This window comes from Paenibacillus ilasis, from assembly GCF_043195395.1.
In the GTDB taxonomy this organism is placed as follows: Bacteria; Bacillota; Bacilli; order Paenibacillales; family Paenibacillaceae; genus Paenibacillus_AQ; species Paenibacillus_AQ lautus.
In genome coordinates, this window is record NZ_JBHDJG010000001.1 from 216,463 (window position 1) to 241,963 (window position 25,501).

The window sequence follows — 25,501 nt, forward strand, 5'->3', positions numbered from 1 at the left end:
AACCGGGAAAATACCGCAAAAAATATCATCCTGTTTTCCTGGTTTCAACAGCGACCGGAGCGGATACATCCTCCTTAGAACAGAGGCCGACTAATCTTGATCAAGCGGGACGGCACCGGGGCACCAGCTGTCCCTCCAAGCCGGGAAGCCCGTGAGACCAAAAGGGGATTCACAGCATGCCCGGCCATAAATCTGGCTAGCTGACCATGTTGAACGGGTCAGCTTAGCCCCTCCCCGTCCAGCCCCCGAAAAGCCATCCCTGAGAAGAGGGATGGCTCTCTTTGTGGGAAAGATTGGAGGCCGAACCCCAGAAAAAAAAGAGGATGTATCGGTGGAGGAGACCTGGCGTTCGCCATTGGAACCGGGAAAATACCGCAAAAATATCATCCTGTTTTCCTGGTTTCAACAGCGACCGGAACGGATACATCCTCCCAAGACCAGGCCGACTAATCTTGATCACTAAAAAAGAAAAGCCACCCCATATACTACAGGATGGCTTTAACCATTATTTTATTTCAAATCTTCAATCGAATTTGCTTCCACGTAGGATGGAACCACCAGTCCGGTTTTTACGCCTTCCATGTTAGCGCCAAGGTCTTCGACTTGGTCCTTGAACTTATCCCAGTAGTCGGCATGCGTTAATGGCAGCCAAGCGGCTACAGTTGCATCCACGTCGCCGTTGGCAACGCCGGTCCACATCGGGCCTGCTTCGACTTGAAGCGCGTCAACTTTGTATCCGAGCTTGTCTTCCATGATCACTTTCAGCAGATTGGTGCTGGCGATCTCGGAATCCCAGGCCACATAACTGAATTTGAAGCTTTTGCCGTCAACCGGCTGAACGCCTTCGAGCCAGGCATCGACTTTCTCCGCATTGCTGTCTGCCCATTCCTTAGCGGCAGCTTCAGGATCTTGCCCTTCTTGAATCGCCGTCATAATCTGACCCATATCATCGGATGTCCATTTGAAATTACTGAGGAACTTGTAGGCTTCCGGATGATCTTCTTTCAGTCCAAGACGGACAACGGTGTGAATTTCTTCCGCTTCACCATATACCTTCTTCGGATCTTCCAGGTATTTCAGGTCATACTTGGCAAACATCCAGTGTGGAGTCCAACCGGTAATAATGATGGGATCCTCGTTTTTGATGGCTTTGTTGAGGGTTGCCGTCATGGCAGCACCGGAGCCTTCGACCAGTGTCCAGTCGGTCAATCCATATTCTTCAATAGCAGCAGCCGTGGCTTTCATGATACCCGCACCTGGATCAATACCGATGATTTCATGTTTCACTTGTTCGCCGAGGGAAGCAGTAGAACCGCCGTCAGCCCCATTGTCCGTCGTTCCATCCGTACCGCCGTTTCCTCCCTGTCCGCAAGCAGACAGGACGAGGATAGCAGCCAAGCTCAGTAGCAACCAAAACTTCTGTTTCTTCAAATTAAGCACCCCTTTTTTTCGATTTAAATATATTTTGTGTAAAGCGGTCGAGGACAATCGCCAAGATGACGACAGCCAAGCCGGCTTCAAACCCTTTACCAATTTGCAGCTGAGTTACGGCCCGGTAGACCTCGGCACCGATACCTTGGGCACCGATCATCGAAGCGATGACGACCATCGACAAGGACAGCATGATAGTCTGGTTAATGCCGGCCATTAAGGTTGGCATCGCCAATGGAAGCTGAACCTTGAACAATTTCTGTCCTGAAGTCGAACCGAACGCATCGGCAGCCTCCGTCAGTTCACCTGATACTTGCATAATCCCAAGGCGGGTCAGGCGAATCGTTGGCGGAATGGCGAAGATAACCGAGGCGATCACCCCTGGAACCACGCCCAAACTGAAGAATGTGACGGCAGGGAGCAAATAGACAAACGCCGGCATGGTTTGCATAAAGTCGAGAACCGGTATAATCACGCGGGATGCCGACTTGCTGTAGGCCGCCCATATCCCCAGTGGAACACCAAGGATAACGGAGATCAATGCTGCCGTGATCACGAGGCTCAGCGTACTCATCGTCTGTGACCAGTAGCCCAAGTTATCGATAAGCAGAAAACCGATGGCTGTGAACAAAGTCAATGGCAGACGGCCTAATAAATAGGCAATGACAGCCAGAATGACGATGAACAGATACGGATGAGGGAGCATGAACAAGTCCGTAAACAATTGCACGACGTTTTCAATGATGAAGGCGATGGCGTCAAAGAAACCGGAGAAGACGTCTCCCATCCATTCAACCAAGGAATCAATCCAGCTAGCGAGAGGAATCTTAGGCATCTTGCGTCACCTCCTCGCTCTTGCTTTCTCCGGCCAAGGCGCCAAGAACAGCACCACGGACGATAACGCCCATCAATCTGCCGGTATCATCCACAACGGCCAAAGGCACTTTGGACATACTTGTAATTTCAAACAATTCATTCAGCAATGTATCGGGTCCGACACTTGGACCGTCCGTAATAAGAATATCCGCAAGCTTGCGGTTATTCTTCATGGCATCCGACGCATCTTCGGCCGTAATGACGCCAAGCAGCTTCTTGGAACGGTCGATGACGAACAGGTTCGAGATCCCCCGTTCACGCATAAGCTCCAGCGCAACGCGAGGCCCGCGATCCATCGTAATGGTCTCCGGACGGCGCATAACCCGTGAAGCGGTAAGCACCTTGGACAGATCGACATCTTCCACGAACCGCTCAACATAATCGTTGGCAGGCTGTGTCAAAATTTCTTCCGGCGTGCCGATCTGTACGATCGAGCCGTCCTTCATCAAGGCAATGCGGTCGCCGATTCGAAGTGCTTCGTCCAGATCGTGAGTGATGAACACGATGGTTTTCTTCATTTTGTCCTGAAGCTCGATCAGTTCATCCTGCATGTCTCTGCGGATGAGCGGATCCAGTGCGCTGAAGGCTTCGTCCATCAGCAGAATCTCCGGATCATTGGCGAGTGCGCGGGCAAGCCCGACACGCTGCTGCATGCCGCCGCTGAGCTGATCGGGCATTTTTTCCTCCCAGCCCTTCAAGCCTACAAGCTCAAGGGACTTCATGGCTGCTTCGCGGCGCTTGCTCTTGTCTACTTTTTGAATCTCTAACCCGTATTCCACATTGTCTACAACCGTACGATGGGGGAACAAGGCGAACTTCTGGAACACCATGCTGATTTTTTTGCGGCGAACTTCCCGCAGCTGTTCCTTGTTCATTTTTCGAAGATCCTTGCCGTGAATCAATATTTCGCCCGATGTTGGTTCAATCAACCGATTTAGCAAACGGACCAAGGTAGACTTGCCGCTGCCTGACAACCCCATGATGACAAAAATCTCGCCTTCATGGATATCGAAGCTGACACGGTTAACGCCAACCGTTATATTTTTCTCTTTCGCAATTCGCGCTTTACTCCAGCCTTGCTCGAGCAGTTGAAGCCCTTGTTCCGGGTTCGCACCGAACAATTTGCTGACTTTGTTAACTTGCAGAATAGCCAAAAGTACTCCTCCTTTTTATTGTATAGAGACGCGTCCATTTGACCGAGTCTTCTTATTCCTGTCGTCTCGTAAACCCATGTCACCCATTGTAACAACCGATACGTAAAGTATCAAACGTTATATCCGTACGTAAAGTACGTACAGTAAAAACTGTACAAAGTTATCCTTTGAAATGCTCCCATATGCTCCGATATCCTCCAGAGCGATCTTCTTTACTTTTAAAATAGCTTTCCCTACAATAGATCAGAGAATGTGTGTGGATTCTGCTTGTTTAGATTTCATTAAGATCGTTCACACTACACTTCGAGTCCACCTAGTTTTGTTATGTTGACATGACTTCTTGGATGGCTACAGATAGAGGAGGCTGCAAGCATGGGCTTGTACCATTTAGATGATGAACGGCAGGCAGCCGTGCATAAGATTCGTAAGCGTGTCATTGAAAATATTGGACGAAATATGGATTTGTACGGCATTCCACTCTCAACGGGACATTTATACGGACTGCTTTATTTTGCGGATAAACCGATGAACCTGGATGAAATGGGACAGGAAATGAAGATGAGCAAGACCAGCATGAGTACAGGCGTGCGGACGCTGCTCGATTATAAAATGGTAAACAAGGTGTGGGAGAAGGGTTCCCGCAAGGATTTGTATGAAGTGGAGTATGACTGGTACCAGACCTTCTTGGATTTCTTCGATATTAAATGGCGTAAATCGGTGGAGAGCAACATTCTGGTCCTGCGCAAAGCGCTCGACGAAACGGAGAAGCTCCGTAAAGCGCATGAAGATGACGAAGAGCTGGCAGCGGTGCTGCAAGAGGATCAGGCGAAGATGCGCGAGGCCGTTGCTTACTATAAATGGCTGGAACGATTGATTGATACTTTTGTGGATGGCGATATCTTTAAGTATGTGCCGAAAGAACCGCCGGAAGGTGAATCCTGATATTGAAAATGGGGGAATTCCCCAGTATAATGTGGAGTAAGGCAATGCTTACCCAAGAGGTACAACCTGATTTTATCGGGTTGTGCCTTTTTTTGTTATCTGGCATTGTCTGGATGAATAACCGCACGCAAGTGCATGTGGTGCAAAAATAGTCAGGAGGGGTTAGAATGGTCAGTATGTCCTCAAGAATGGTAGAAATTGCAGATTTTCCATCGGTTCACCTAAGCAATACCCGAAGTTTGTATGTATATCTTCCACCCAGTTATCATGAGAATACGGAGAAGCATTATGCCGTACTCTATATGCATGACGGGCAGCATGTATTTGCAGCGGATGAGCGAGGCGGCTCGTGGGATATGCATGTCACCGCAGATCGCTTGGTTTCCGAAGGACGGATGGAAGAGATTATCATCGTTGGTATCGCTACGGTTCCCCATCAAAGACTGAACGAGTACTTCCATGACAATCCAAGGATGCATCAGGTATTCGATCCCCCGTTTGCCGGCGAACGGTACGAATCATTTATTATTGAAGAAGTCATGCCATATATCAATCAGACTTATCGCACGTTAAGGGGCCCGGAGCATACGGCCATGATGGGTTCGTCCGCGGGCGGGATCGTCACCTACAATATCGGCTTCCGCAGGCCGGATGTGTTCGGAAGCATTGCGGTCATGTCGCCTTATTTCGTCAAAGCCCATTTTGATGCTCAGGGGGAGCTTAAGGAACACCCCTTCTATGAAAGATACGGTACGCACCCAAATCTTAAGTTATGGCTTGATATGGGCGGTGCGGAAGGGGTCTTCATGGAAAAATATGCACGGGAGGAAGCGGAACGCTTGATCCAAGACGGCTTTGTGCCGGGAGAAGATCTCATACTGTTCCTTGATCCGGGGGCGGCTCACAGTCAAAGCGATTGGGCAGGCAGAGCGCAGGCGCCGCTGCTGTATTTTTTCGGCGACATTGGAGAACCGGCCTCGATTAAGCTGTATGGAGATGGCGTCGTAGGGGTAACCGGGCCCGTCAAACAACTGAATCCGGTCATTACATACGACAGCGGATTTGTGCAAACGTTGATGAACGGAACATATCATGTAGAGGATCCGGAATTGCTCACGCTGCTGCCGGACGGAACGCTGAAGCCTAGAACTCCCGGCAGTACCCTGATTACGCTGCAAATCGGAAGCTTGATCGCGGATAAAGAGATTACGATTGTAGAAGAGCTGCCTGAGCTTGTGAAAGTCACGATTCAGGTGAAGGTACCGCCTTCCACGCCGGTTTCCCCCGCGATCTATGCCGGATTTGAGATTCCTTACTGCGGAGAGGGCTTATATAGGGGAAGTGCGATGGTACCACATGGTTTGTCTTTTACGTTCAAGGTATCAAGAGGCTTTGGACTGCATGAGAAGATCGGGGATCCTGAAGTGAAACGGCGTTCTTTTACGGCATCGTCCGAGATGGAGCTGTTTTATGAGGTTGAGGACTGGGATGCTTGAATTTGAGTTGAATTGTAATCGGAGGATGAATCGGCATGACCATCAGATCAGCAAGACCACAGGATGCAGCTGCAGCGATAAGGTTGCTGTACGATGCACTGCACGATGTGGCGCATCAATTAACAGGGGAAGACAGTGAAGAGAAAGTGCTTGAAGTGCTGGAGCAATATTTCCGGGCGGACGAGGGCAGGCTCAGTTACCGTCAGGCTGCCGTGAAAGAGATCGACGGCGAGGTGGCCGGCATGATCGTAGCTTACGGCGGCGATCAAGCGGCCGAATTGGATCGTCCGATGTTGGATCGTTTGCGGAAGCTCAAGAATGACCCTTCCATAGCGCTGGACAAAGAAGCGGACGAGGATGAGTACTATATCGATACGCTATCCGTTTCACCGCAGTTTGGAGGAAAGGGGATTGGTTCGGCTCTTATTCAACATGCGGAGAATCGGGCAAAGGAGCTTACCTATCGTAAAATTGCTCTCGCCGTGGTGACGGACAATCATCGCGCCCATTCTTTGTACGAAAGACGAGGTTATAAAACAGATAAGGAAATCATGATTAACGGGCATGTTTATTATCATATGGTCAAACCCGTTTAGAAAATAAGAAACAATTTATAAGCCGCCTATTTACAAATGGTAATAGGTGGTTTATTATTGTGTCATATCGATCTAAAAAATTAGAATGATAAACTAAATTAGAACAAACGAAAATAACCGTATGAATTACACAATTAGAATGACTATTTCGTTTAGAATGGAGTGTTTGCGTCATGGATCAAGATCAAAATCAGAGCATTGAAATATCGGTGGAACAAGCGAAGCTGCTGGGCAGCGCCCAGCGGGTGAAAATACTCGGAACCATACTGGATATCGCGAAAACCTCCAAGCAAGTCGCGGATGAATTGGGAGATTCGCCGGGAAGCATCCACTACCATATCCAGAAGTTATATGACGGCGGTCTGATAGATTTGGTGGAGACCCGGACGGTCGGCGGCATCGTTGAGAAATATTATAAATCAAAAGCGAAGTGGTTTAACACCAAGGGAACGCAAACGATGGACCCGGTTCTTGCCGAAGATTATGAAGCAGCGACCCGAACCCGAATTAGCTTGAGGCTGCAGCTGAACGCCGACCAATATGAAGAGATGACAAAGGAATTCCGGGAGCTGCTCGAAAAATGGGTGAACAAAACCATCGCGACCAAAGGGGAAGACAGCAAGGAGTATGCCGTAGGGATCAACGTGGTTTCGACGGAAACGTCCAAATAGGAAGGGGCTTCAAAGCCTCTTCTCCCAAACTATTAAATTTAAAAATGAAGGAGTTGTTTCTTTCGTGGAAATATTAAAGAATCGCAATTTTCTGCTGTTGTTCGTTGGCCGAATCCTTACGAATATCGGCGACAGCCTGTACGCGGTAGCGGCCATGTGGCTGGTGTATGATCTGGGGGGCTCGACGCTGTATACGGGACTTGCCGGATTCCTCTCGATTCTCCCCCGGATCATTCAATTGTTATCCGGCCCGATGATTGACCGCGTTCCTTTACGGGGGCTTCTGGTGTACACCCAGTTGTTTCAGGCGGTTCTTCTGTTGATCGTTCCGCTTGCATTTTATTTCGACTTTCTGACGGTTGGCGTTGTGCTTGCGATAACACCGATTCTATCCACGCTAAATATGTGGGTATATCCGGCCCAAATGTCGGCCCTTCCTAAAATTCTCGATAAGAAGCAGCTAACGCAAGGCAATTCGCTGTTCTCCTTAGCCTATCAAGGCATCGATGTCGCTTGTAACGCAATATCCGGCGTATTGATTATTGTGCTGGGCGCAGTATCCCTTTACTTATGGAATTCGATCGGTTTTTTCGTCGGAGCGCTGTTATTCTCGCAACTGAAAATCAAGAAGTCTATCAAAACTTCGGATAACAACGTAAATAACACATCGCCGAAAAGCACCGTAACTTCCAAACCTAAGCGTAATGCCCTTAAAAATTATTGGGCGGACATGAAGGAAGGCCTTAGGTACATTCTGGCAACCCCGCTCGCACGGGTACAGATGGGGATGATCGTCATCAATGCTGCGGGCGGCGCTACCTTTACGGTTATGCCTGCGTTCGCCGACAGCCTCGGTGGAGCCGGCGTCTACGGTATATTGCTTATGGCCCAGGCTTTCGGGAGTTTGCTGGGAGCGATCCTGGCTCCGTATTTGAAGTTGGAGCGCCTGCCCCTTGGATATATTTTTGCCGGAGCGTTTTGTTTATCGGGCGCTGCCTGGTGTCTCAGCGTATTCACCCCATGGACATGGCTTGTCGTTCTGGTATATGGTCTGGCCTGGTTTCCCGGAGGCATTACGAACGTCATCATTAATTCGGTCATTCAGAAGGCGATACCCCAGAAAAGATTGGGTACGGTGTTCGCGGCAGCTAGCGGGCTCAGCGGAATTGCCATGCCGCTTGGCAGCCTGATCGGAGGTGCTCTTGGCATTGTTGCGGCAGGTTCCTCCGTTATCGCGGGATGCGGAATCGTCGTGCTCTGCGTAGGGATCTTCTGGATCTTTGACTCGACTACCCGCAGTCTTCCGTCACCTGACAATGTAGATGAGGAATGGTTTGCGCCTTATACGAATGAAACTCCTGAGAATTCCATTTCTATGCAAACAGCCCCTTAGAGTTGGCTAACGTCGATCATTTTCCATGCTTTACAGAGGGTAGAAGAAGATGGCCCGTACTGGAATTTCTCAAAGATTGAACCGGGGATGAATCAGCGATCGACGGATTCGCCCTCGGCTCTTTTTTTTTCGCTTAAGTGAAGTATAAACGCCTGCTGCGTCCCACCGTATCGGTGCTTGTCAGGCTAGTCTGCATAATGTGACCAAGTCCCTCATAGACATGTATCAATCAAGTCAAAACAAGTGTTGAAGGGGATGATGACATGCGCCGGATTTCATGGGTGCTGCTCGCGGTAGTATTATGCTTAACAACAATACTGGCGGGATGCGGGAAGAAGAATGCAGACAGCGTTGTGAAGGATCTGGGCAAGGTGGCTGATAAGCTGGAAAGTGCCAAGGGCGCTTACCAGGGAGCGGGCGTTATGACCATACATACCGGTTCGGCGCCGCAGGAGTATCAGGTTGAGGTATGGTACCAGTCTCCATCTTACTACCGGATCAGCTTAACCAATGGGCAAAAGGATATTACGCAAATCGTGCTTCGCAACGATGACGGCGTGTTCGTTCTGACGCCTAGCTTGAACAAGAGCTTCCGCTTCAAGAGCGATTGGCCGGATAATCAGGGACAGGTATATCTGTACCAAACGCTGCTTAGCAGCATTTTGAGCGACAACACCCGTCAGTTTGCCGAGGATAAGGATAGTTATGTGTTTGATGTGGCTGCCAATTACCACAGCCATTCCTTGATTCGTCAGAAGATTTGGCTCGCCAAGGACAACTACACGCCGAAACAGGTGCAAGTGTCGGACTCCGAAGCGAATGTGGTGGTTGAGGTGAAATTCAACACCTTTACTTTCGATACGAACCTGACCAAGGATTCGTTTGATACGAACAAGAATCTCAGTGCCATGAACGATGCGAAGGGGACGATGGCGGAAGTGGACGAGAACGGGATACCGGTGGTTTCCACGACGGAGGGGAACGGTACTCAGGGAACCGAGGGCTTGACGGAAACGGCTGCCGGCGGCGACATGGGGTCCTTCGGCATCATCTATCCGGAATATGTGCCTGCAGGGGTCACGAACAAGGACACCATGGAAGTTCCGGAGAGCAAGGATCATGCCGTTATTCTGAAGTATGACGGTGTGTACCAATACACGATTATGGAATCCAGACCGGTGGATCGTGCGGTTTCCCTCGTACCGGGCGAGGCGGTGTATATCGATTTCACGACGGTTGGCCTGCTCACCGGCGATCAGCAAAGAACGCTGACCTGGAGTTCGGAAGGCGTAGAATACCGGATCACGAGCGCCAACCTGCCTGTCGAAGAAATGAAGAAAGTCGCTGCTTCCATGCAGGGAGAATCGGGTAAATAATACGAAGTAGGCGGATACCGAGCATTGAAGGAGGGCAAAATTCCGACAATGAGGCCATTCGCCTCTTTTCCAAATAAAGACACTCCGTCCGTGGGCCAATCGCCATTTCTTGCAGATATTCCGATGTTTCACCAAGTTTCGCCACCCGGGGGAACCACGAGCCTCATAAATAAGCAGTTTGTCTCAATTGACAGTTGCTCCCGGGAACATTACCATTAATCTATTGTAAAGCATAATGCTTTTTTCAAAATGGTAAGAAGGTGACTGGAATTGCAAGCGATATATCGACCTACCCTGGCGGAGATCAACCTGGACCATCTGCGCGCCAACTATAACGCTTTTCGTGATGCGCTGCCAAGCCACATGAAATTGCTTGCTTGTGTGAAGGCTAACGCCTATGGTCACGGAGCTGTAGAAGTGGCACGCGAACTTCAGCAACTGGGGGTGGCTTACTTAAGCGTAGCTTTCCTGGATGAAGCACTCGAGCTTCGGCAAGGAGGCATCTCTAGCCCGATCCTGGTGCTCGGTTATACACCACCGGAGGCTGTAGAGATCGCTTACGAGCATGATGTAACCATAACCCTGTTCAGTTCGGAAGTGCTCCAAGCGATAAAGGCACTGCCGGTCCAGCCGGAGAAGCCACTCAAGGTACACATCAAGATTGACAGCGGAATGGGTCGTTTGGGCCTGCTTCCAGGCGAAGATGCGATTTCTTTTATAGAAGAAGTATTTTCGCTGCCGCAGGTTGTTGTCGAAGGAATGTTTACCCATTTTGCAAGAGCGGATGAAGAGAACAAAGACTATACGTTGGGACAGTACCGCCGTTTTCAGGGCGTAGCGGACGCTCTTCGGGATAAGGACTACCATATCCCGATCATACATACGGGCAATAGTGCTGCTGCAATTGATACACCCGAATTATCCTATGATATGGTTCGTGTCGGCATCGGCTTGTACGGACTGTATCCTTCGGATGAGGTGAATCGAAAGACAGTGAGCCTCCGCCCTGTCATGACGTTAAAGACAAAGCTTGTCTACGTCAAAAATTTACCTCCGCATTCCGGTATCAGCTACGGGACGAAGTATGTAACGGAGGAGGAAGAGCAAATTGGAACCCTTCCCATCGGTTACGCCGATGGCTTCTCTCGTATGCTGAGCGGTAAAGTGGAAGTATTAATACGCGGCCGCCGCGTCCCTGTAGTCGGAACCATCTGTATGGACCAATGTATGGTATCGCTCAAACCTTTCGCCGATGAGGCGGAACAAATTAAAGCTGGTGAAGAGGTTGTACTCATCGGTCAGCAGTCTGGCGAATGCATCACGGCAGATGAGCTGGCGTCCAAGCTGGGGACGATCCACTACGAGGTCGTCTGCATGATTGCCCACCGGGTACCACGTCAGTATATACGTGATGATATACCCGTGAAGACCGTAAACGCACTCTGGAGCAACCTTTAAAAAGGCATGTCACCCTAAGTAATTTATTCAGGAAAGAAGGAATAAGTACAGACCTTCCCGAATTAGGAATATGTCGTTAAAGTCTGTACGAAAGTGTCGATTGTAGTTTATAATGATATGCAGCATACTTGATATACCTTCGGCATATATATTCTTTTGTATAATTTTCCTTGAATAATGTAATACTGGTGCACAGGCGAGAAGGTTGTGGGGGTGTAATAGAGGGTGGCCAATATGCAGAACACCAAACGAATCATGATCAGTTTACCGGATCATCTTTTGCAGGAAGTGGACGGGATCGCTCAGCTGGAAAATTCCAACCGCAGTGAGCTTATTAGGCAAGCCATGAAGTTGTACCTGAATGAACGGAAGAAACGTTACATTCGTGAATCCATGCAGCGAGGTTATATGGAAATGGCCAAAATTAACCTGACCATGGCTTCTGAGGCGTTTCACGCGGAGGAAGATGCAGACAACACTCTAGACCGCTTAGTAAGCGGGGTGTAGACAGTGATCGTTAAACGGGGCGACGTATTTTTTGCGGATTTATCACCTGTTGTCGGTTCTGAGCAGGGCGGCGTAAGGCCGGTCCTTGTCATTCAGAACGATATCGGCAACCGGTTTAGTCCGACTGTGATTGTTGCAGCCATTACGGCACAGATTCAAAAAGCCAAGCTGCCGACTCACGTCGAAATCGACGCGGCGTCGCATGGATTTGACCGGGATTCCGTCATTTTGCTAGAGCAGATCCGGACGATTGATAAGCAGCGGCTAACCGACAAAATCACCCATCTTGATGATGAAATGATGAGTAAGGTGGATGATTCCCTGCAAATAAGTCTGGGCTTGATTGATTTTTGATTTCATTCAAGCGCTAACGTTTTCCACATAGAATGTTATGACTAAAAACCCTCAAGGAGTGACTCCTTGAGGGTTTTTATATGGAGGTATGGATGACGGCTCGGCAATTGCTGCATGAGACTGGAGATGGGTGGATTACGTGTTTGTAGGTATGAGGATGTAGGCCGTAGTGACCGCCGCTGCAATAAACAAAAGGCAGGCAACGGACCAGGCAATCGCATGTTTGTCATTCATCTAAGGTGACCTCCTGAATTTAATGAGGTGTGGATAGCCGGCAGCTGCATTTTCGTACTATAAGAATATAAATAAAATCTTAAAATCAGATGAAATTGACATTAAAAGCAGCTTAAAGCCTTATGAAGTGAGTGATGTAGTGGAAATGAGCGCTTAAGTTTGGGATAATAGCAAATATAGTTTCATTGAAGAAAGAGGGATATCATTGTCTGAATTAGAAGCTGTTGTGGAAGTAAATGAAGAACAGATTCGCAAGGAAGAATCGAAACGGATCGTGAAGCAGATCGCGAAGGAGCTTCAATTGTCCGAAAAACAGGTGCGCACGACCGTTGAACTTCTGGATGAGGGCAATACCATACCGTTTATTGCGCGTTACCGTAAGGAAATGACAGGCGAACTGGATGAGAACCAGTTACGTGATATTGAAGAGCGGACAGGCTATTTGCGCAATCTCGAGGTCCGTAAGCGGGAAGTCATCCGCATCATAGAGGAGCAAGGCAAGCTGACGGAAGATCTGAAGGCGTCGATTACGGCCGCCGTTAAGCTGCAGGAGGTAGAAGATCTCTACCGTCCGTATAAGCAAAAGCGTAAAACCCGGGCAAGCGTCGCCAAGGAAAAAGGACTTGAGCCGCTGTCGGAGTGGATATGGTCGCAGCCGAAGCAGGCTGATGTGATGGTTGAGGCAGCCAAGTATGTCGATGAGGAGAAGGGTGTGGCTTCGGCAGAAGAGGCTGTGCAAGGCGCGATGGATATACTGGCCGAGAACATTGCCGATGACGCAACCGTTCGTTCCTGGGTACGCAGATACAGTATGGACCACGGCATTTTGACCTCAGAGGCGAAGGATACCGAAGTGGAATCCGTATACGAGAACTATTACAATTACCGGGAACTGGCAAAGAAAATGCCGCCGCACCGGATTTTGGCCATTAACCGGGGAGAGCGCGAGAATATTCTGAAGGTGGGGCTTGATGTTCCTTCCGAATCGGTTCATGCCTATATCGGCAAGCAGGTGCTTAAAGGTCCTTCTGCCGTCACAGACATTCTTACGGCGGTGATCGAGGATTCATACAAGCGTCTCATTGCCCCATCGATTGAACGGGAAGTACGGGGGGAGCTGACGGAAAAAGGGGAGAACCAGGCGATCTCCATCTTTGCCGGCAACCTGCGCAGCCTGCTGCTGCAGCCGCCGGTGAAGGGACGCTGTGTGCTGGGTGTTGACCCGGCATACCGTACCGGTTGTAAGCTGGCGGTGGTCGATGATACGGGCAAGCTGCTTGAGGTGGCCGTAACCTATCCGACGCCGCCGGCCAACAAGAAGCAGGAGGCCGCCGCGAAGTTTAAGGAGCTGATTGCCAAATATGGCATCAAGCTGATTGTCATTGGAAACGGTACGGCATCCCGTGAAACGGAGCAGTTCGTAGCGGAAGAAGTCATTGCGGAACTTGCCGACCCTGAGCTTGCTTACCTCATTGTAAACGAAGCCGGGGCGAGCGTGTATTCGGCTTCAAAGCTGGCGCAGGAAGAGTTCCCTGATCTGGATGTCGCCGAGCGCAGCGCAGCCTCCATTGCACGCCGCGTGCAGGATCCTCTGGCCGAGCTGGTAAAGATCGATCCGAAATCGATCGGCGTGGGCCAATATCAGCATGACGTAACCCAGAAGCATCTGGAGGAGAGCCTGAAGGCCGTCGTGGAGTCTGCGGTTAACCATGTCGGGGTGGATGTGAATACGGCATCGCCGTCGCTGCTCTCCTATGTGGCTGGCATCAATGCCACCATTGCCAAAAATATCGTGAAATACCGGGAAGAAAACGGGAAGTTTGTCAGCCGGAAGCAGCTGCAGAAGGTTCCGCGTCTTGGTGCCAAGACCTACGAGCAGTGCGTGGGCTTTATGCGGATTTCGGAAGGCGAGAACATATTGGATCGTACCCCGATTCACCCGGAATCCTATGCAGTGGTTGACCGTTTATTCCAGGAGCTTCAGGTAAGTTTGGACAAGCTCGGAAGCAAGGAGCTCGCTGAACTGCTGGATGCCCAGCAGCCGGAGAACCTTGCCGTGAAGCTGGAGGTTGGCGTGCCGACGCTGCGTGATATACTGGACAGCTTGCAGCGTCCGGGACGTGATCCGCGGGAGGAATTGCCGCTGCCGATTTTCCGCCAGGACGTGCTGAAGATCGAGGACCTTATACCGGGAATGGAACTGCAGGGAACGGTGCGCAATGTCATCGACTTTGGCGCCTTTGTTGATATCGGTATCAAGAGCGACGGCCTGGTGCATATCTCCCAGCTGAGCGATGGATTTGTCAAACACCCGATGGATGTTGTCTCCGTAGGGGATAACGTTACCGTATGGGTGCTGAATGTAGATTTGAAAAAAGGCCGCGTCGGATTGACGATGCGCAAGCCGAAAGATCAGTCATAAGATCTGCTTAATAGAAGAAGAGCCGGATCTCCTTTGGGGAGAACGGCTCTTTTTTTCGTAATAGGTCAGGACAAAGCTAATGGAGCATGTCCTGGCGGTTAGTTTAGCCATGATCCAGCTTTAACAGCAGGACTTTTTTATCGTATCTCTCCAGACACCAGTGATATTTTGCCAATATTTTAGGTTCGACTATGGGAGCAGATACATCGAATTCATGAAAACCAAACTTCTTATAGAAATGCTGCAGTTCCTCAAACGGAATGCAGTATACGGTTTCCAAGCCCAATCTTTTCGATTCTTCTACCAAAAATGCGACGATTTCGTGCGCCAGAGATTGTCCTCTAAACTCGTCCAGAATATAAATACCGCCGAGCTCCGCCTCGTGGTCATTAAGTTTAACCAATCGGCCGACTCCTGCATCGTCGTCTTGCGACATCACGATCGCAATGATTTCATTGTCCAGTGTGCTTGGCTGGAACCCGATGTGTTCGTATTGTTGATTGACCCAGGTCAATTCTGCTGGAGTCACCCTTTTGATGCTCATGACTACTCACCTCAGCTTGATAATAATATATGTTGAGATACACTGCTCCCTAAACTAACGCGTCGGCTTAACGCTCGCTGTCCGATTGCTGCTTTTTCTTCGCCCGAAACCGTCTGACCTTCATCAGATTGCCGCACATTTTATCGTCGCAATAACGTTTGGAACGGTTCCGTGTATCGTCATAATATACCCACAGGCAATCCGGATTTGTGCAGATGCGGAACCGGGATAATTCGCCTTGCTCGATGGCTTGCGCAAAGGAGCCGGCAATCTCGGCAGTCACTGCTTGCAGGCCCGGATTTTGGGGGATATAAGTCAGCTCCAAGTTTTGATCCTCATCTATTTCCAGATGGCGAATAACGGGGCCAGCAGCCATCCAGCGGTTCAATGCCTCTATCTCCCTGGGCGAAGGTGGCTCTCCCGCGACGATGTGTTGAACACATGTTCGAAGGAAGGAGCGAAGCTGCCGGAGAAGTTCCAGTTCATCCGGGGTCAGCGGCAGGTTGACTTGAAGCTGATATTGGTTCCTGAAATCGGTGAGCCAATCCTCACGGGCAAGCCGGTCCTCGGATCGGCCGCTGCCTCTCCAGTCATGCCATTTGCTATTTATAAAATCATCCCATAACATGAAACCCATCCTTTCTCATTCATTATTGTAACAAGTGAAAATTTATGTTGCTAGTTACTTGTAATGAAGTCTAAACTGTGTTAATTTTTATGTAACATTCTATTTCATTTATGGTGGTTACAAAAAACGAAGCGGAGGCGATGGTGGTTATGAACATGAAGGAACTACTGCTCCAAAACTGGGATTATACGATGGGGCAAGAGGATTGGTATCCTCCAATTCTCCCTGCCCTGAGGGATGTGACGGTCGAGCAGGCTTTGTGGAAACCGGAAGGGCAGGCGGCGAATTCCATTTGGGAGAACGTGCAGCATTTGCTGTATTACAAGCAGCGTCTGCTCGCGAGATTGGAAGGTACACCGCTTCCTAATGAAGGGATAGGCAATGACGAGACGTTTCTCATTCATGACCCAAGTGAGGAGGCATGGAATACGGCTCGGGAGCAGATTCAAGATGTTCATGGCGCTTTAAGACACAAGTTTGAGGAGATGCCGCAGGCGGAGATCATCGAATCGCCTCAGCGAATCCTTAGCTTAATTATGCATGATGCATATCATACGGGACAAATTGTTTTTCTCCGGAAGCTTCAGGGCTCCTGGCCAGCTAAACGCAGCTTTCTATAAGTTCAAAATTCGACGCATTCAGCCCTAATCAAACGCAAAAATAAGCCGGACAGGGTGTCCGGCTTATTGTCATACATATGGATCGGTTGCAGTGCCCTAACGGGCATTCGTGTTTTCTTCACCCGGGGAATTCCGGTAAAAGTACCAGCATTCGTTCAGCAGCTTGATCTGACGTCTGTCCTTTTTACGAAAAGCGCGTGTCAATTGATTGCAGAGCCATTGCGGCAAGGGTATCTCCTCCTCTTGCTAATTCCATCTGTATGGATAGCATATGGGGAAAAAGCCCAAAGCGTGCAGGTCTACCTCGATTATAACGCTTCTTCCTCGTACCACTGCTCAAGCTGCGCTTGGAGAGCCCGAATCTCGGTAAGCAGCGAGATGAGCGGATATTCCGTTTCCTTAAGGGAAGCAAAGGCCTGCTCAAGCTCATTTATGTATTCCAGACCACCTTGAATGCTTAGCGATTCCTGCAGCAGATCCAGATTGTCGCATTCCGCTACAGCAAGAGGCAGCTGAGGTTTGCCTGCGGCGGTGAGTTTATCAATTTCCTTATTGAGGCGTAAATTTAGAGCACTGAGCTGGTAAGCATAGTCACTAGGCATTTCGACAAATAACAGCTCGTCCTGTCCTTTTAAAATAACGTAGCGCATGTTCGGCATGATTGCAGGTTCTCCCTCCATACTTTCTACTTGACAGTGTAGCCCAGAGAGAAGTTAAAATTCAAGTAGCATTTATAAGGCAAAAGGAAGGATCGGACAGGGTGACGATGAACGAGATGAGTAATGAAGAACTACAGGCATGGGTTGAGAAAATCTCGCTGGAGAGCTTTCGGGTTCCGTTCAGGCACAAGGCGACGTTTAACCGGCGATTGTCCTCGACAGGCGGCCGCTATTTCATGAAAAGCCATCATATCGAGATCAATCCGCATCAGCTGGCTACGCACGGCAGGGAAGAGGTGGAGAAGATCATCAAGCATGAGCTGTGCCATTATCATCTGCATATTGCGGGCAGGGGATATCGGCATCGGGACGCTGATTTCAAAAGCCTGCTGCAAGCCGTTGGAGGGAGCCGTTTCTGCAAATCCTTGCCGAAGGGCAAGACTGCGGGCCGTCGGGAGCCGGAACCTTATCGATATAAACTTCGCTGCAGCGCCTGCGGGACTGAATATCTGCGCAAACGGAAGATGAATCCGGCCCGGTATCGGTGCGGAAAGTGCGCCGGACGCCTTACGCTTCTGAAGCTTGACTCCCCTATGAAGTCATGATAAATTATTAGTATCCAACTTAATGTTCCCTGATAGCTCAGTTGGTAGAGCACTCGACTGTTAATCGAGTTGTCACAGGTTCGAGTCCTGTTCGGGGAGCCATATGGAGAGATACCCAAGTGGCTATAAGGGGACCCTCTGCTAAGGGGTTAGACTGCGTAAGCGGTGCGAGGGTTCGAATCCCTCTCTCTCCGTTGAGCGTTACATCGAAGAAAGCTCCCATCACAAAGTGATCGGGGGCTTTTTTTTTGCAAAGGGATGAGAACCCTAGATAGGGTTCGTCGGAGCATAAGCGGCGTTAGGAATACTTCGCAGTCTCGACCGAAGGGAGAGTATCCCTTTCTCTTTCGTTGAACTTGAATGGGGGAGAGCTCAATGAAACAGATTATTGCCATGGGTGGCGGCGGTTTCTCGATGGAACCGGATAATCTCTTGCTTGATCGCTATATTTTGGCACAAGTACCGAAAGAAATGCCTAAGGTGTGTTTTGTTCCGACGGCAAGCGGGGATGCGGATGGTTATGTTGAACGTTTCTATCATGCTTTCCGGACACTGCCGTGCACTCCCAGCCATCTGTCACTGTTTCAGCCGAACTTTGCCGATCTTCGGTCTTTTGTACTCAAGAAGGATATCATCTATGTTGGCGGGGGCAATACCCGGAATATGCTCGTCTTGTGGAAGGAATGGGGCTTGGATCAGATACTCAAAGAGGCTTATGAACAGGGTGTCATCTTAACCGGTTTAAGCGCTGGTTCCATTTGTTGGTTTGAGCAGGGAGTGACGGACCCGTTGAACGGGCCTTTGTACAAGCTTGAGGGTTTGGGTCTATTACAAGGCAGTCATTGCCCGCATTATGATGGTGAGAGCAAAAGAAGACCTGCCTATCATAAACTAATGCTTCAAGGTGAAGCACAAGCGGGATATGCTGCTGATGATGGGGCTGCATTGCATTTTATGGAGGGACGGTTGCATAGAATCGTAAGCTCAAGGAAAAATGCATATGCATACCGTGTGGAGCGCGAAGGGAATAGCGTTCAAGAAGCGAAGTTAACGCCGGACTTTTTAGGCTGATTTATTGGCCGAAAAAGCTCCAAAAATAAATATTAAAATTTACGAAAAAAAAGCTTGCCAGCTTTTTTGAAATTATGCTATACTCAATCTTGTCGTCACGGCGACGTGGTTAAAGTGGCCCGTTGGTCAAGGGGTTAAGACACCTCCCTTTCACGGAGGTAACAGGGGTTCGAATCCCCTACGGGTCACCACTTTCTATATAACTTCGGGGATGAGAATCCCGTCGGTTCGTCGGAGCATAACCCTCCGTTAGGATAAGCTTCGCAGTCTCGAACGAAGAGAGAGTATCCCCTACGGGTCACCACTTTCTATATAACTTTCTTATATGGCAGCAGCATGATTGTCATCGAGAGCCATTAGCTCAGTTGGTAGAGCACCTGACTTTTAATCAGGGTGTCGAAGGTTCGAGCCCTTCATGGCTCACCATTTTTATGAAGTAACGAAATGATGTACTCCTTATATTATGCGGTAGTGGTGGAATGGCAGACACGCTATCTTGAGGGGGTAGTGGGTGTATACCCGTGGAGGTTCGAGTCCTCTCTACCGCATACGAACATTAAGAAAAAGCTCCGCACTTTGGTGTGGGGCCTTTTTTGCGTTTAAGATATCAGAAAGTAAAAACTTCGAAGTATGGCCTACCTGATATCGCAAGAAAAACAACCTCTAAACGCGGTCTGTCTTCTCTAGAATGCACGTCGATAGACGTTTTTTCTTACATCAAGGTTTACATAGGATTCATCACGGTTTTCATCGATTTTCAGTGCGCGTTTATGCAAAACTGGTGTTTCATCTCTGGTCAGGAGTTTAATATCATAACGTGGACGAGCAGCAACTTCAAATTACCTATAAGGAGTGATTCAGAATGGCTAATAACAACAATGGAAAGATGAGCCGTGAAGAAGCAGGACGTTTAGGTGGAGAAGCAACAGCGAACAACCATGACAAAGAGTTCTACCAAGAAATCGGACGGAAGGGCGGCGAAGCAACTTCCCGGTCCCATGACAAAGAGTTTTATCAGGATATCGGTAAAAAGGGTGGAGAATCCACGTCAAACTCCCATGATAAAGAATTTTATCAAGAAATCGGCCAGAAGGGCGGGGAAGCGACTTCCGATTCCCATGGCAGGGAATTCTATGAGGATATCGGACGCAAAGGCGGCGAGGCTACCTCGGATTCCCACGGACGTGAGTTCTATCAAGAGATTGGGCAGCAGGGCGGCGAAGCCAGAAGCGGCAACGGCAGCGACGGAGACGGCAAAATGAGCCGTGAAGAAGCGGGCCGCAAAGGCGGCGAGGCGAGAGCAAGGCAGCGCCAGCGGGGGAACTAATGACAATCCGGCGGATTTGAGAAGAAGTTCCCCTTGGAGGGGACTGAAATTCTCGCATGCGAAAGATCCGCCTCGCATACCATTTGAAAGCAGCAGCTACGACTCCCTGACAGGGAGTGCGTGGCTGCTTTCTTTTTGCCTTGTATCGTCATGCAGCAAGGTGGAAAAGAGAAGATCGTGCTGGACTTTTGGGACAGTGTGTGATAATTATATGATAATGATAACCATTCTCATTTAGGGTTGGGGTCTGTACAAATGGTAAACCTATCGACGAATCGTAGCAGCAAAAAAGATCCGCGTGAATACAGCGGGCTCATGGCCCGTTTATGGAATATGGATATTGTTCATGGGCAAGAGCTCTCCTTAGAGCAACAGCTGGCAGTTCAGCCAGCCCTAATCATCCCACTTAGCGGAGAAACCTGTTTACTACAGGCAGAGCAAATGACCCGTATGAATAAGGGATGTGTTTATTTTTGTGCAGCGGGGTCTACTTTTGGAATCACGAGTGCCGATCACAAGAATTCCGAGGAATACGAACAGGCTTCGGTCGCGATCCTTCATTTTAGTTTCATGGAAGGGATGTCAGGCTGCAGTCGATTGCAGGAGGTGGACGGCGCCGCTTTCATGCCCTATGACGGCATCTTTGTCATCAGCTCTCCGGACCGCTTGAATCTCGTCTGCCGGTCGATGTATAAGGATTTTCACAGCAAGGAGCCCATGAAGCAGTGGAGAGTTCAGCTGGATTTTCAAGAGCTGCTGTATACGATGATTGCCGAATGCAGCCCTTACTCCAAGAATGATAAGCGGCAAGCACTGGAGCGGGTGAAGGAGTATATCGAGGAGCATTATGATGAAGATTTAACGATTGAACAATTGGCGACACTCTCCGAGCTGAGTCCTAAATATTTTGTAGAAGTATATAAGAAGACGTATGGGCACAGCGCAATGGATTATTTGGCGCATGTTCGATTGAACAAGGCGAAGCAGCTGATGCTGGGCTCGGATTCTTTGCTGCGTGAAGTGGCGCATATGGTGGGGTATAAGGATGAATTTTATTTTAGCCGCAAGTTCAAGAAGGCATTCGGGATCTCTCCCTCGGTGTATATGAAGACAAGGAAAAATAAACTGGCGATGTACGGCTCCACAGCTCTTCTGGGTTACGCCATGCCGCTGGATTTTACGCCGTATGCTGCTCCGCTTCATCCAAAGTGGTCACAGCATTACTATAACCTTCTTGGGCCGGATATCCCTGTCCATCTGGATGCATACCGCCAGAATCATAACAAATATGCCAATCTGGAGAAGCTGGCCTCGGCACGTCCCGAGCTCATCGTCTGTGCACAGGGGGTGGAGGATTGGGAGAAGGAGCAGCTTCGGCTGATTGCACCTCTCTACGAAATGGCGGAAGAACAGGAAGGGTGGCAGTTTAATCTGTTGGGACTCGCTAAATTGCTAAACAAGCTGCCCGAAGCAGAGCGATGGATTGAAACGTTCCATCATAAAATATCAACTTACCGTGAGAAGCTCCCCGCTGAAATGATGGATGAACGCACGCTTTTGACCGCACGCCTGCATCAGGATGAACTTATGGCTTACAGCCATCCGGGCATGAAAGAACTATTATTTGATTATTTTAATTTTCAACCGGCTAAGCCTATGGATCGGGAGGATGCAGGATGTTTAACGATTAAGCAGATCAAGGAGAGCCGCGCAGACCATATTCTGCTCTTGATCCGTCAGGATTCCGAAACGCTGGCGAATTGGAGAAAACTGCAGGCAACGCCCGAGTGGATGACCATTCCCGCGGTGCGAGATGGAACGTTCCATCCATTATCCTCTTACCCCTGGCGCGAATACTCTCCCATTGCGATGGAGCAGATGGCGGAGGAGGCCTTCCGGTTGTTTTCCGGAAATTGTCCATGAGGAATCCGGTTATTTGTCCATGGTGCTTAGAGAGCAAATCCTATACTATGATCAATAATGATAATCATTATCATTTGTTTTGATCATAGATCATGGAAGGGGTATTTGGAGAGAGATGAAACGAATGAAATGGGTTTTGGGGTTATTGCTGGCATTTGCGTTGGTACTGTCCGCTTGCGGTGGAGGTAACGACGCTAAAGATACAGACGGAGCAAGCACGAATAATGCAGCAGAAAGCACGAACACAGCCGGGGAGGATAACGCTGCGAAAGAAGAAGCGACCCCCGCTGCGTCCGATACTAAAGTTGTGAAATACCTCGATCAGGAATATACGCTTCCGGCCAAAACGGAGCGCATCGTCATCACGGGTGCCGTTGAAGCCATGGAGGATGCTATTGTGTTGGAAGTGAATCCGGTTGGAGCGATCACCTTCTCGGGTAAATTCCCGCCGATGTTTGAGTCGATCACGAAGGATGCTCAGTCGGTTGGTGAGAAAATGGAGCCGAATTTTGAAACGATCCTGTCTTTGAAGCCGGATGTAATTTTGGCATCGTCCAAAGCGAAGCCTGAAGTCATTGAACAGTTGAACAAAATTGCTCCCACGATTCCGTACTCCCATATCTCCACTAACTGGGAAAGCAACCTGAGATTGCTCGGCGAGTTAAGCGGTAAACAGGAGCAAGCGGAACAGGCAATCGCGAAATATAAAGAGGACTTGGAAAACGTCAAAGAGACAATTGGAGATAGTCTAAAGGACAAGAAGGTTCTGGCGCTTCGGATTCGTGCAGGCGAGATGTACATCTACCCGGCAGGGGTGTTCTTTAACCCGGTGTTGTATGAGGACTTGGGGATTGCAGTACCGGCTGAAGTAGCCGCAGCCAAAGCGCAGGAACTGATCTCGAAAGAGAAGATTGCAGAGATGAATCCGGATTATGTATTCGTACAGTTCTCGCCTGATGAGAACAAGGATACGCCGAACGCCCTGGAAGAGCTGCAGAATGATCCGATCATGAAGAACTTGAATGCATTTAAGAACGGCACCGCTTTTGTCAACGTGGTGGACCCACTCGCTCAAGGTGGAACCGCGTACAGCAAAATCGAGTTTCTGAAAGCTGCGGTCGAAAGTCTGACAAAGTAACATTCATCATTCCAGTATAAACCTATAAGGCGTGTTGTTCATGGGGTTCAAAAAATCACTGCCGGCTGTCATCCTTGTGATGGCCCCGGCAGTCTGTTTATTGCTCATAGCGGCCTCCATCCTGTATGGAGCCAAAAATATTACGATGGATACCGTTTGGGATTCCATCTTTGCTTTTGATTCGGAGAGCATCGATCATCAGATCATTGTGAGCTCCCGATTGCCGAGAGTCGTTGGCGCCATGCTCATCGGCGCTTTTCTCGCGGTATCAGGCGCGTTAATGCAAGGAATGACAAGGAACTATTTGGCGTCCCCATCCATCATGGGGGTATCCGACGGTTCGGTGTTCGCGGTGACGCTGTTCATGGTATTTATCCCGAACGCCAGCTCCAATATGTACATCGTCAGTTCGTTGATCGGCTCAGCCATCGGAGCAGCCGTCGTGTTCGGCTTGGCATGGCTTATTCCTGGCGGACTCAGTCCGGTTCGACTGGCAATACTCGGAACCGTGATCGGAACGTTTCTTAGCGGTACCGCGGAGGCATTGGCGGCGTATTTTCAAGTATCGCAAAATATCAGTTTCTGGTACAATGCCCGACTGCACGCAATGGACCCGGAACTGATCAAACTGAGCATTCCGTTTGCCATCGTCGGTTTAAGCCTTGCCGTTGTATTATCCAAATCGATCACGCTGCTGTCACTCGGGGACGAGACGGCCAAGGGACTCGGTGTGAATACATGGCTGATCAAAGCCCTTGCGATGCTGGCTGTTATCATTCTAACCGGCGTATCTGTGGCGCTGGCGGGTAAGGTTGCCTTTGTAGGCTTGATTATTCCTCATATTGCCCGTTTCCTGTCCGGCTCGGATTATCGATGGATCGTACCGGTATCGGGCGTGCTCGGCGGCATGTTTCTTGCATTATGCGATATTCTCGCACGCTTTGTAAATTACCCGTTTGAGACGCCGGTGGGTGTTATTACTTCGTTGATCGGCGTTCCTTTCTTCCTCTATTTGATCAAGACGAGGGGAGGGGCTCAGCGTGCGTAATACCTACTATCGATTCCCGATTGTTTTGACTGGAGGAATCTTGGTTGTATTGACTGCCGTATATTTCAGTCTGACCAACGGGACGTTTGATATGTCCATCAAGGAAGTATTTCAGACACTGCTTCGGATGAGTCCCAATTCCGATTTTGAACTCGTTGTGTTTGAATTCAGGTTGCCGCGTATCGTGCTTGGCGCTCTCGTCGGGTTTGCGCTGGGGATGGCCGGTGCAGTTATCCAGGGGGTTACCCGCAATGGACTCGCGGATCCGGGTATCCTCGGCATCAATGCAGGTGCAGGCATGGCGGTTGTGTTGTTTATGTTCCTGCTGCAAGGGCAGATCACGATGACAGGCTGGCTCGGGGTTATGATGATGCCGATGTTCGGTATCGCTGGCGGCTTGGCGGCGACTACGGCCATATTTATGTTCGCCAGAGAAAACGGAAAGCTGGATCCGCAGCGGCTAATTCTTGTGGGGATTGCGATTGCATCCGGCTTTGGTGCTATTACGATGTTCCTCTCGCTCAAAATGAATCCATCGGATTATGAGATGGCCGTAGCTTGGCTGGCCGGCAGCCTTCACAGCGCCAACTGGAAGTTCGTGGTCACCATGCTTCCTTGGCTCATTATGCTGCCGCCTGTCATTTGGCTACGTTCTCAAGTGCTCGACTTGTTCCAGCTGAGCGAGGAAAGCGTGAAGAGTGTCGGGGTAACCGTCGAACGTGAAAAAAATGTATTGCTTCTATGCAGCATCGGTTTGATCAGCGCGAGTGTTGCCGTATCCGGCAGCATTGGGTTTGTCGGTCTGATCGCTCCGCATCTGGCGAGGCAGCTGGTTGGACTGCGGCACAGGCATATCATCCCGATCAGCGGTATAGCAGGCATGGCGATTGTGGTCATAGGCGATTTCATCGGCAGAACGATATTCGCTCCGGCCGAGCTGGCTGCAGGCATTGTGGTGTCCGTGATCGGGGTACCGTATTTTATCTATCTATTAATTCGCATGAGAAAATAAAAGCAGCTTTCGGGAG

25 protein-coding genes and 5 tRNA genes are annotated in these 25,501 nt (G+C 49.6%); 23 read left to right on the forward strand and 7 right to left on the reverse strand.

Annotated elements, in window-relative coordinates; genetic code table 11:
* Window positions 1-510: 510 nt before the first annotated feature.
* The 3 genes from ACETK5_RS01200 to ACETK5_RS01210 are packed head-to-tail and all read right to left on the reverse strand — an operon-like array spanning window position 511 to window position 3,461.
* Entirely contained in the window at window positions 511-1,431 is a 921-nt protein-coding gene (locus tag ACETK5_RS01200) for a glycine betaine ABC transporter substrate-binding protein (protein WP_326114228.1), read from the reverse strand.
* A 1-nt stretch (window position 1,432) separates the two neighbouring features.
* On the reverse strand, window positions 1,433-2,266 hold the full coding sequence (locus tag ACETK5_RS01205) for an ABC transporter permease (RefSeq protein ID WP_326114229.1): 834 nt from the start codon (window positions 2,264-2,266) through the stop codon (window positions 1,433-1,435).
* Window positions 2,259-3,461 (reverse strand): quaternary amine ABC transporter ATP-binding protein, encoded by a 1,203-nt coding sequence (locus ACETK5_RS01210; protein ID WP_326114230.1) that lies wholly within the window; start codon window positions 3,459-3,461, stop codon window positions 2,259-2,261. Before ACETK5_RS01210 ends, ACETK5_RS01205 begins: the two co-directional genes overlap by 8 nt.
* Before the next feature lie 372 nt (window positions 3,462-3,833).
* Between ACETK5_RS01210 and ACETK5_RS01215 the strand changes: the two genes are divergently transcribed.
* The 10 genes from ACETK5_RS01215 to ACETK5_RS01260 all read left to right on the forward strand — a co-directional run bounded on the left by ACETK5_RS01215 (window position 3,834) and on the right by ACETK5_RS01260 (window position 14,910).
* Window positions 3,834-4,403 carry a GbsR/MarR family transcriptional regulator gene (locus tag ACETK5_RS01215; protein ID WP_100539090.1) on the forward strand — a complete coding sequence of 190 codons (570 nt, stop codon included), beginning with the start codon at window positions 3,834-3,836 and terminating at the stop codon, window positions 4,401-4,403.
* A gap of 167 nt (window positions 4,404-4,570) precedes the next feature.
* A complete protein-coding gene (locus ACETK5_RS01220) occupies window positions 4,571-5,899 on the forward strand; it encodes an alpha/beta hydrolase (RefSeq protein ID WP_394054149.1) in 1,329 nt (442 codons plus the stop codon).
* Window positions 5,900-5,934: 35 nt separating this feature from the next.
* The gene (locus ACETK5_RS01225) at window positions 5,935-6,495 is read left to right on the forward strand and encodes a GNAT family N-acetyltransferase (RefSeq protein ID WP_100539088.1); all 561 of its coding nucleotides are present in this window, start codon (window positions 5,935-5,937) and stop codon (window positions 6,493-6,495) included.
* 173 nt (window positions 6,496-6,668) lie between these two features.
* The gene (locus tag ACETK5_RS01230) at window positions 6,669-7,166 is read left to right on the forward strand and encodes a winged helix-turn-helix domain-containing protein (RefSeq protein ID WP_100539087.1); all 498 of its coding nucleotides are present in this window, start codon (window positions 6,669-6,671) and stop codon (window positions 7,164-7,166) included.
* A 64-nt stretch (window positions 7,167-7,230) separates the two neighbouring features.
* On the forward strand, window positions 7,231-8,559 hold the full coding sequence (locus tag ACETK5_RS01235; protein WP_100539086.1) for an MFS transporter: 1,329 nt from the start codon (window positions 7,231-7,233) through the stop codon (window positions 8,557-8,559).
* A 263-nt stretch (window positions 8,560-8,822) separates the two neighbouring features.
* The gene (locus tag ACETK5_RS01240; RefSeq protein WP_100539085.1) at window positions 8,823-9,935 is read left to right on the forward strand and encodes a LolA family protein; all 1,113 of its coding nucleotides are present in this window, start codon (window positions 8,823-8,825) and stop codon (window positions 9,933-9,935) included.
* Between the two features lie 270 nt (window positions 9,936-10,205).
* Complete coding sequence (gene alr, locus ACETK5_RS01245) at window positions 10,206-11,393, forward strand: alanine racemase (protein WP_127593375.1); 1,188 nt, start codon at window positions 10,206-10,208, stop codon at window positions 11,391-11,393.
* Window positions 11,394-11,618: 225 nt separating this feature from the next.
* Window positions 11,619-11,900 (forward strand): CopG family ribbon-helix-helix protein, encoded by a 282-nt coding sequence (locus ACETK5_RS01250; protein ID WP_028406492.1) that lies wholly within the window; start codon window positions 11,619-11,621, stop codon window positions 11,898-11,900.
* Window positions 11,901-11,903: 3 nt separating this feature from the next.
* Window positions 11,904-12,254: a type II toxin-antitoxin system PemK/MazF family toxin gene (locus ACETK5_RS01255; protein ID WP_006212388.1), complete on the forward strand. Its 351-nt coding sequence runs from the start codon at window positions 11,904-11,906 to the stop codon at window positions 12,252-12,254.
* 439 nt (window positions 12,255-12,693) lie between these two features.
* Entirely contained in the window at window positions 12,694-14,910 is a 2,217-nt protein-coding gene (locus ACETK5_RS01260; RefSeq protein ID WP_394054150.1) for a Tex family protein, read from the forward strand.
* A 103-nt stretch (window positions 14,911-15,013) separates the two neighbouring features.
* Here the strand turns inward: ACETK5_RS01260 and ACETK5_RS01265 are convergent, their stop codons facing one another.
* Window positions 15,014-15,454 (reverse strand): GNAT family N-acetyltransferase, encoded by a 441-nt coding sequence (locus tag ACETK5_RS01265; protein WP_326114238.1) that lies wholly within the window; start codon window positions 15,452-15,454, stop codon window positions 15,014-15,016.
* A gap of 67 nt (window positions 15,455-15,521) precedes the next feature.
* Window positions 15,522-16,082 (reverse strand): CGNR zinc finger domain-containing protein, encoded by a 561-nt coding sequence (locus ACETK5_RS01270; RefSeq protein WP_394054151.1) that lies wholly within the window; start codon window positions 16,080-16,082, stop codon window positions 15,522-15,524.
* 149 nt (window positions 16,083-16,231) lie between these two features.
* On the opposite strand from ACETK5_RS01270, the gene ACETK5_RS01275 reads away from it, so the two are divergent.
* A complete protein-coding gene (locus ACETK5_RS01275) occupies window positions 16,232-16,702 on the forward strand; it encodes a DinB family protein (protein WP_394057302.1) in 471 nt (156 codons plus the stop codon).
* Between the two features lie 96 nt (window positions 16,703-16,798).
* On the opposite strand, the gene cmpA is transcribed toward ACETK5_RS01275, so the two are convergent.
* Both cmpA and ACETK5_RS01285 read right to left on the reverse strand, forming a co-directional pair.
* Complete coding sequence (cmpA, locus tag ACETK5_RS01280; protein ID WP_326114240.1) at window positions 16,799-16,930, reverse strand: cortex morphogenetic protein CmpA; 132 nt, start codon at window positions 16,928-16,930, stop codon at window positions 16,799-16,801.
* Between the two features lie 80 nt (window positions 16,931-17,010).
* Window positions 17,011-17,361 carry a hydrolase/acyltransferase gene (locus tag ACETK5_RS01285; protein WP_071222576.1) on the reverse strand — a complete coding sequence of 117 codons (351 nt, stop codon included), beginning with the start codon at window positions 17,359-17,361 and terminating at the stop codon, window positions 17,011-17,013.
* Window positions 17,362-17,477: 116 nt separating this feature from the next.
* Here ACETK5_RS01285 and ACETK5_RS01290 point away from each other — a divergent pair, with 116 nt between their 5' ends.
* From ACETK5_RS01290 to ACETK5_RS01345, 12 genes are all read left to right on the forward strand, one after another.
* Complete coding sequence (locus tag ACETK5_RS01290; protein WP_207797488.1) at window positions 17,478-17,966, forward strand: SprT family protein; 489 nt, start codon at window positions 17,478-17,480, stop codon at window positions 17,964-17,966.
* A gap of 26 nt (window positions 17,967-17,992) precedes the next feature.
* A tRNA-Asn gene (locus ACETK5_RS01295) sits at window positions 17,993-18,068 on the forward strand.
* Window positions 18,069-18,071: 3 nt separating this feature from the next.
* Window positions 18,072-18,160 (forward strand) — tRNA-Ser (locus ACETK5_RS01300).
* A 181-nt stretch (window positions 18,161-18,341) separates the two neighbouring features.
* Window positions 18,342-19,037, forward strand: coding sequence for a Type 1 glutamine amidotransferase-like domain-containing protein (locus ACETK5_RS01305; protein WP_394054152.1), 696 nt, complete (start codon window positions 18,342-18,344; stop codon window positions 19,035-19,037).
* Between the two features lie 116 nt (window positions 19,038-19,153).
* Window positions 19,154-19,228, forward strand: a tRNA-Glu gene (locus tag ACETK5_RS01310).
* 159 nt (window positions 19,229-19,387) lie between these two features.
* Window positions 19,388-19,463: transfer RNA gene (locus tag ACETK5_RS01315), tRNA-Lys, on the forward strand.
* 39 nt (window positions 19,464-19,502) lie between these two features.
* Window positions 19,503-19,585: transfer RNA gene (locus tag ACETK5_RS01320), tRNA-Leu, on the forward strand.
* Window positions 19,586-19,899: 314 nt separating this feature from the next.
* Complete coding sequence (locus ACETK5_RS01325; RefSeq protein ID WP_326119936.1) at window positions 19,900-20,364, forward strand: general stress protein; 465 nt, start codon at window positions 19,900-19,902, stop codon at window positions 20,362-20,364.
* 255 nt (window positions 20,365-20,619) lie between these two features.
* Window positions 20,620-22,287 (forward strand): AraC family transcriptional regulator, encoded by a 1,668-nt coding sequence (locus tag ACETK5_RS01330; RefSeq protein WP_394054153.1) that lies wholly within the window; start codon window positions 20,620-20,622, stop codon window positions 22,285-22,287.
* A gap of 115 nt (window positions 22,288-22,402) precedes the next feature.
* Complete coding sequence (locus ACETK5_RS01335; RefSeq protein ID WP_326119934.1) at window positions 22,403-23,425, forward strand: ABC transporter substrate-binding protein; 1,023 nt, start codon at window positions 22,403-22,405, stop codon at window positions 23,423-23,425.
* Between the two features lie 40 nt (window positions 23,426-23,465).
* On the forward strand, window positions 23,466-24,473 hold the full coding sequence (locus ACETK5_RS01340) for a FecCD family ABC transporter permease (RefSeq protein WP_394054154.1): 1,008 nt from the start codon (window positions 23,466-23,468) through the stop codon (window positions 24,471-24,473).
* The gene (locus ACETK5_RS01345) at window positions 24,466-25,485 is read left to right on the forward strand and encodes a FecCD family ABC transporter permease (protein WP_394054155.1); all 1,020 of its coding nucleotides are present in this window, start codon (window positions 24,466-24,468) and stop codon (window positions 25,483-25,485) included. The genes ACETK5_RS01340 and ACETK5_RS01345 overlap by 8 nt, the downstream gene beginning before the upstream one ends.
* Window positions 25,486-25,501: the final 16 nt, after the last annotated feature.

Bases quoted from the DNA above. Each gene is read 5' to 3' on its own strand.
- ACETK5_RS01270 (WP_394054151.1), bottom strand. From the start codon at position 16,082: ATGTTATGGGATGATTTTATAAATAGCAAATGGCATGACTGGAGAGGC.
- ACETK5_RS01230 (WP_100539087.1), top strand. From the start codon at position 6,669: ATGGATCAAGATCAAAATCAGAGCATTGAAATATCGGTGGAACAAGCG.
- ACETK5_RS01335 (WP_326119934.1), top strand. From the start codon at position 22,403: ATGAAACGAATGAAATGGGTTTTGGGGTTATTGCTGGCATTTGCGTTG.
- ACETK5_RS01225 (WP_100539088.1), top strand. From the start codon at position 5,935: ATGACCATCAGATCAGCAAGACCACAGGATGCAGCTGCAGCGATAAGG.
- ACETK5_RS01240 (WP_100539085.1), top strand. From the start codon at position 8,823: ATGCGCCGGATTTCATGGGTGCTGCTCGCGGTAGTATTATGCTTAACA.
- ACETK5_RS01215 (WP_100539090.1), top strand. From the start codon at position 3,834: ATGGGCTTGTACCATTTAGATGATGAACGGCAGGCAGCCGTGCATAAG.
- ACETK5_RS01325 (WP_326119936.1), top strand. From the start codon at position 19,900: ATGGCTAATAACAACAATGGAAAGATGAGCCGTGAAGAAGCAGGACGT.
- ACETK5_RS01275 (WP_394057302.1), top strand. From the start codon at position 16,232: ATGAACATGAAGGAACTACTGCTCCAAAACTGGGATTATACGATGGGG.
- ACETK5_RS01220 (WP_394054149.1), top strand. From the start codon at position 4,571: ATGGTCAGTATGTCCTCAAGAATGGTAGAAATTGCAGATTTTCCATCG.
- ACETK5_RS01285 (WP_071222576.1), bottom strand. From the start codon at position 17,361: ATGCCGAACATGCGCTACGTTATTTTAAAAGGACAGGACGAGCTGTTA.
- ACETK5_RS01205 (WP_326114229.1), bottom strand. From the start codon at position 2,266: ATGCCTAAGATTCCTCTCGCTAGCTGGATTGATTCCTTGGTTGAATGG.
- ACETK5_RS01330 (WP_394054153.1), top strand. From the start codon at position 20,620: ATGGTAAACCTATCGACGAATCGTAGCAGCAAAAAAGATCCGCGTGAA.
- ACETK5_RS01340 (WP_394054154.1), top strand. From the start codon at position 23,466: ATGGGGTTCAAAAAATCACTGCCGGCTGTCATCCTTGTGATGGCCCCG.
- ACETK5_RS01305 (WP_394054152.1), top strand. From the start codon at position 18,342: ATGAAACAGATTATTGCCATGGGTGGCGGCGGTTTCTCGATGGAACCG.
- ACETK5_RS01290 (WP_207797488.1), top strand. From the start codon at position 17,478: ATGAGTAATGAAGAACTACAGGCATGGGTTGAGAAAATCTCGCTGGAG.
- ACETK5_RS01265 (WP_326114238.1), bottom strand. From the start codon at position 15,454: ATGAGCATCAAAAGGGTGACTCCAGCAGAATTGACCTGGGTCAATCAA.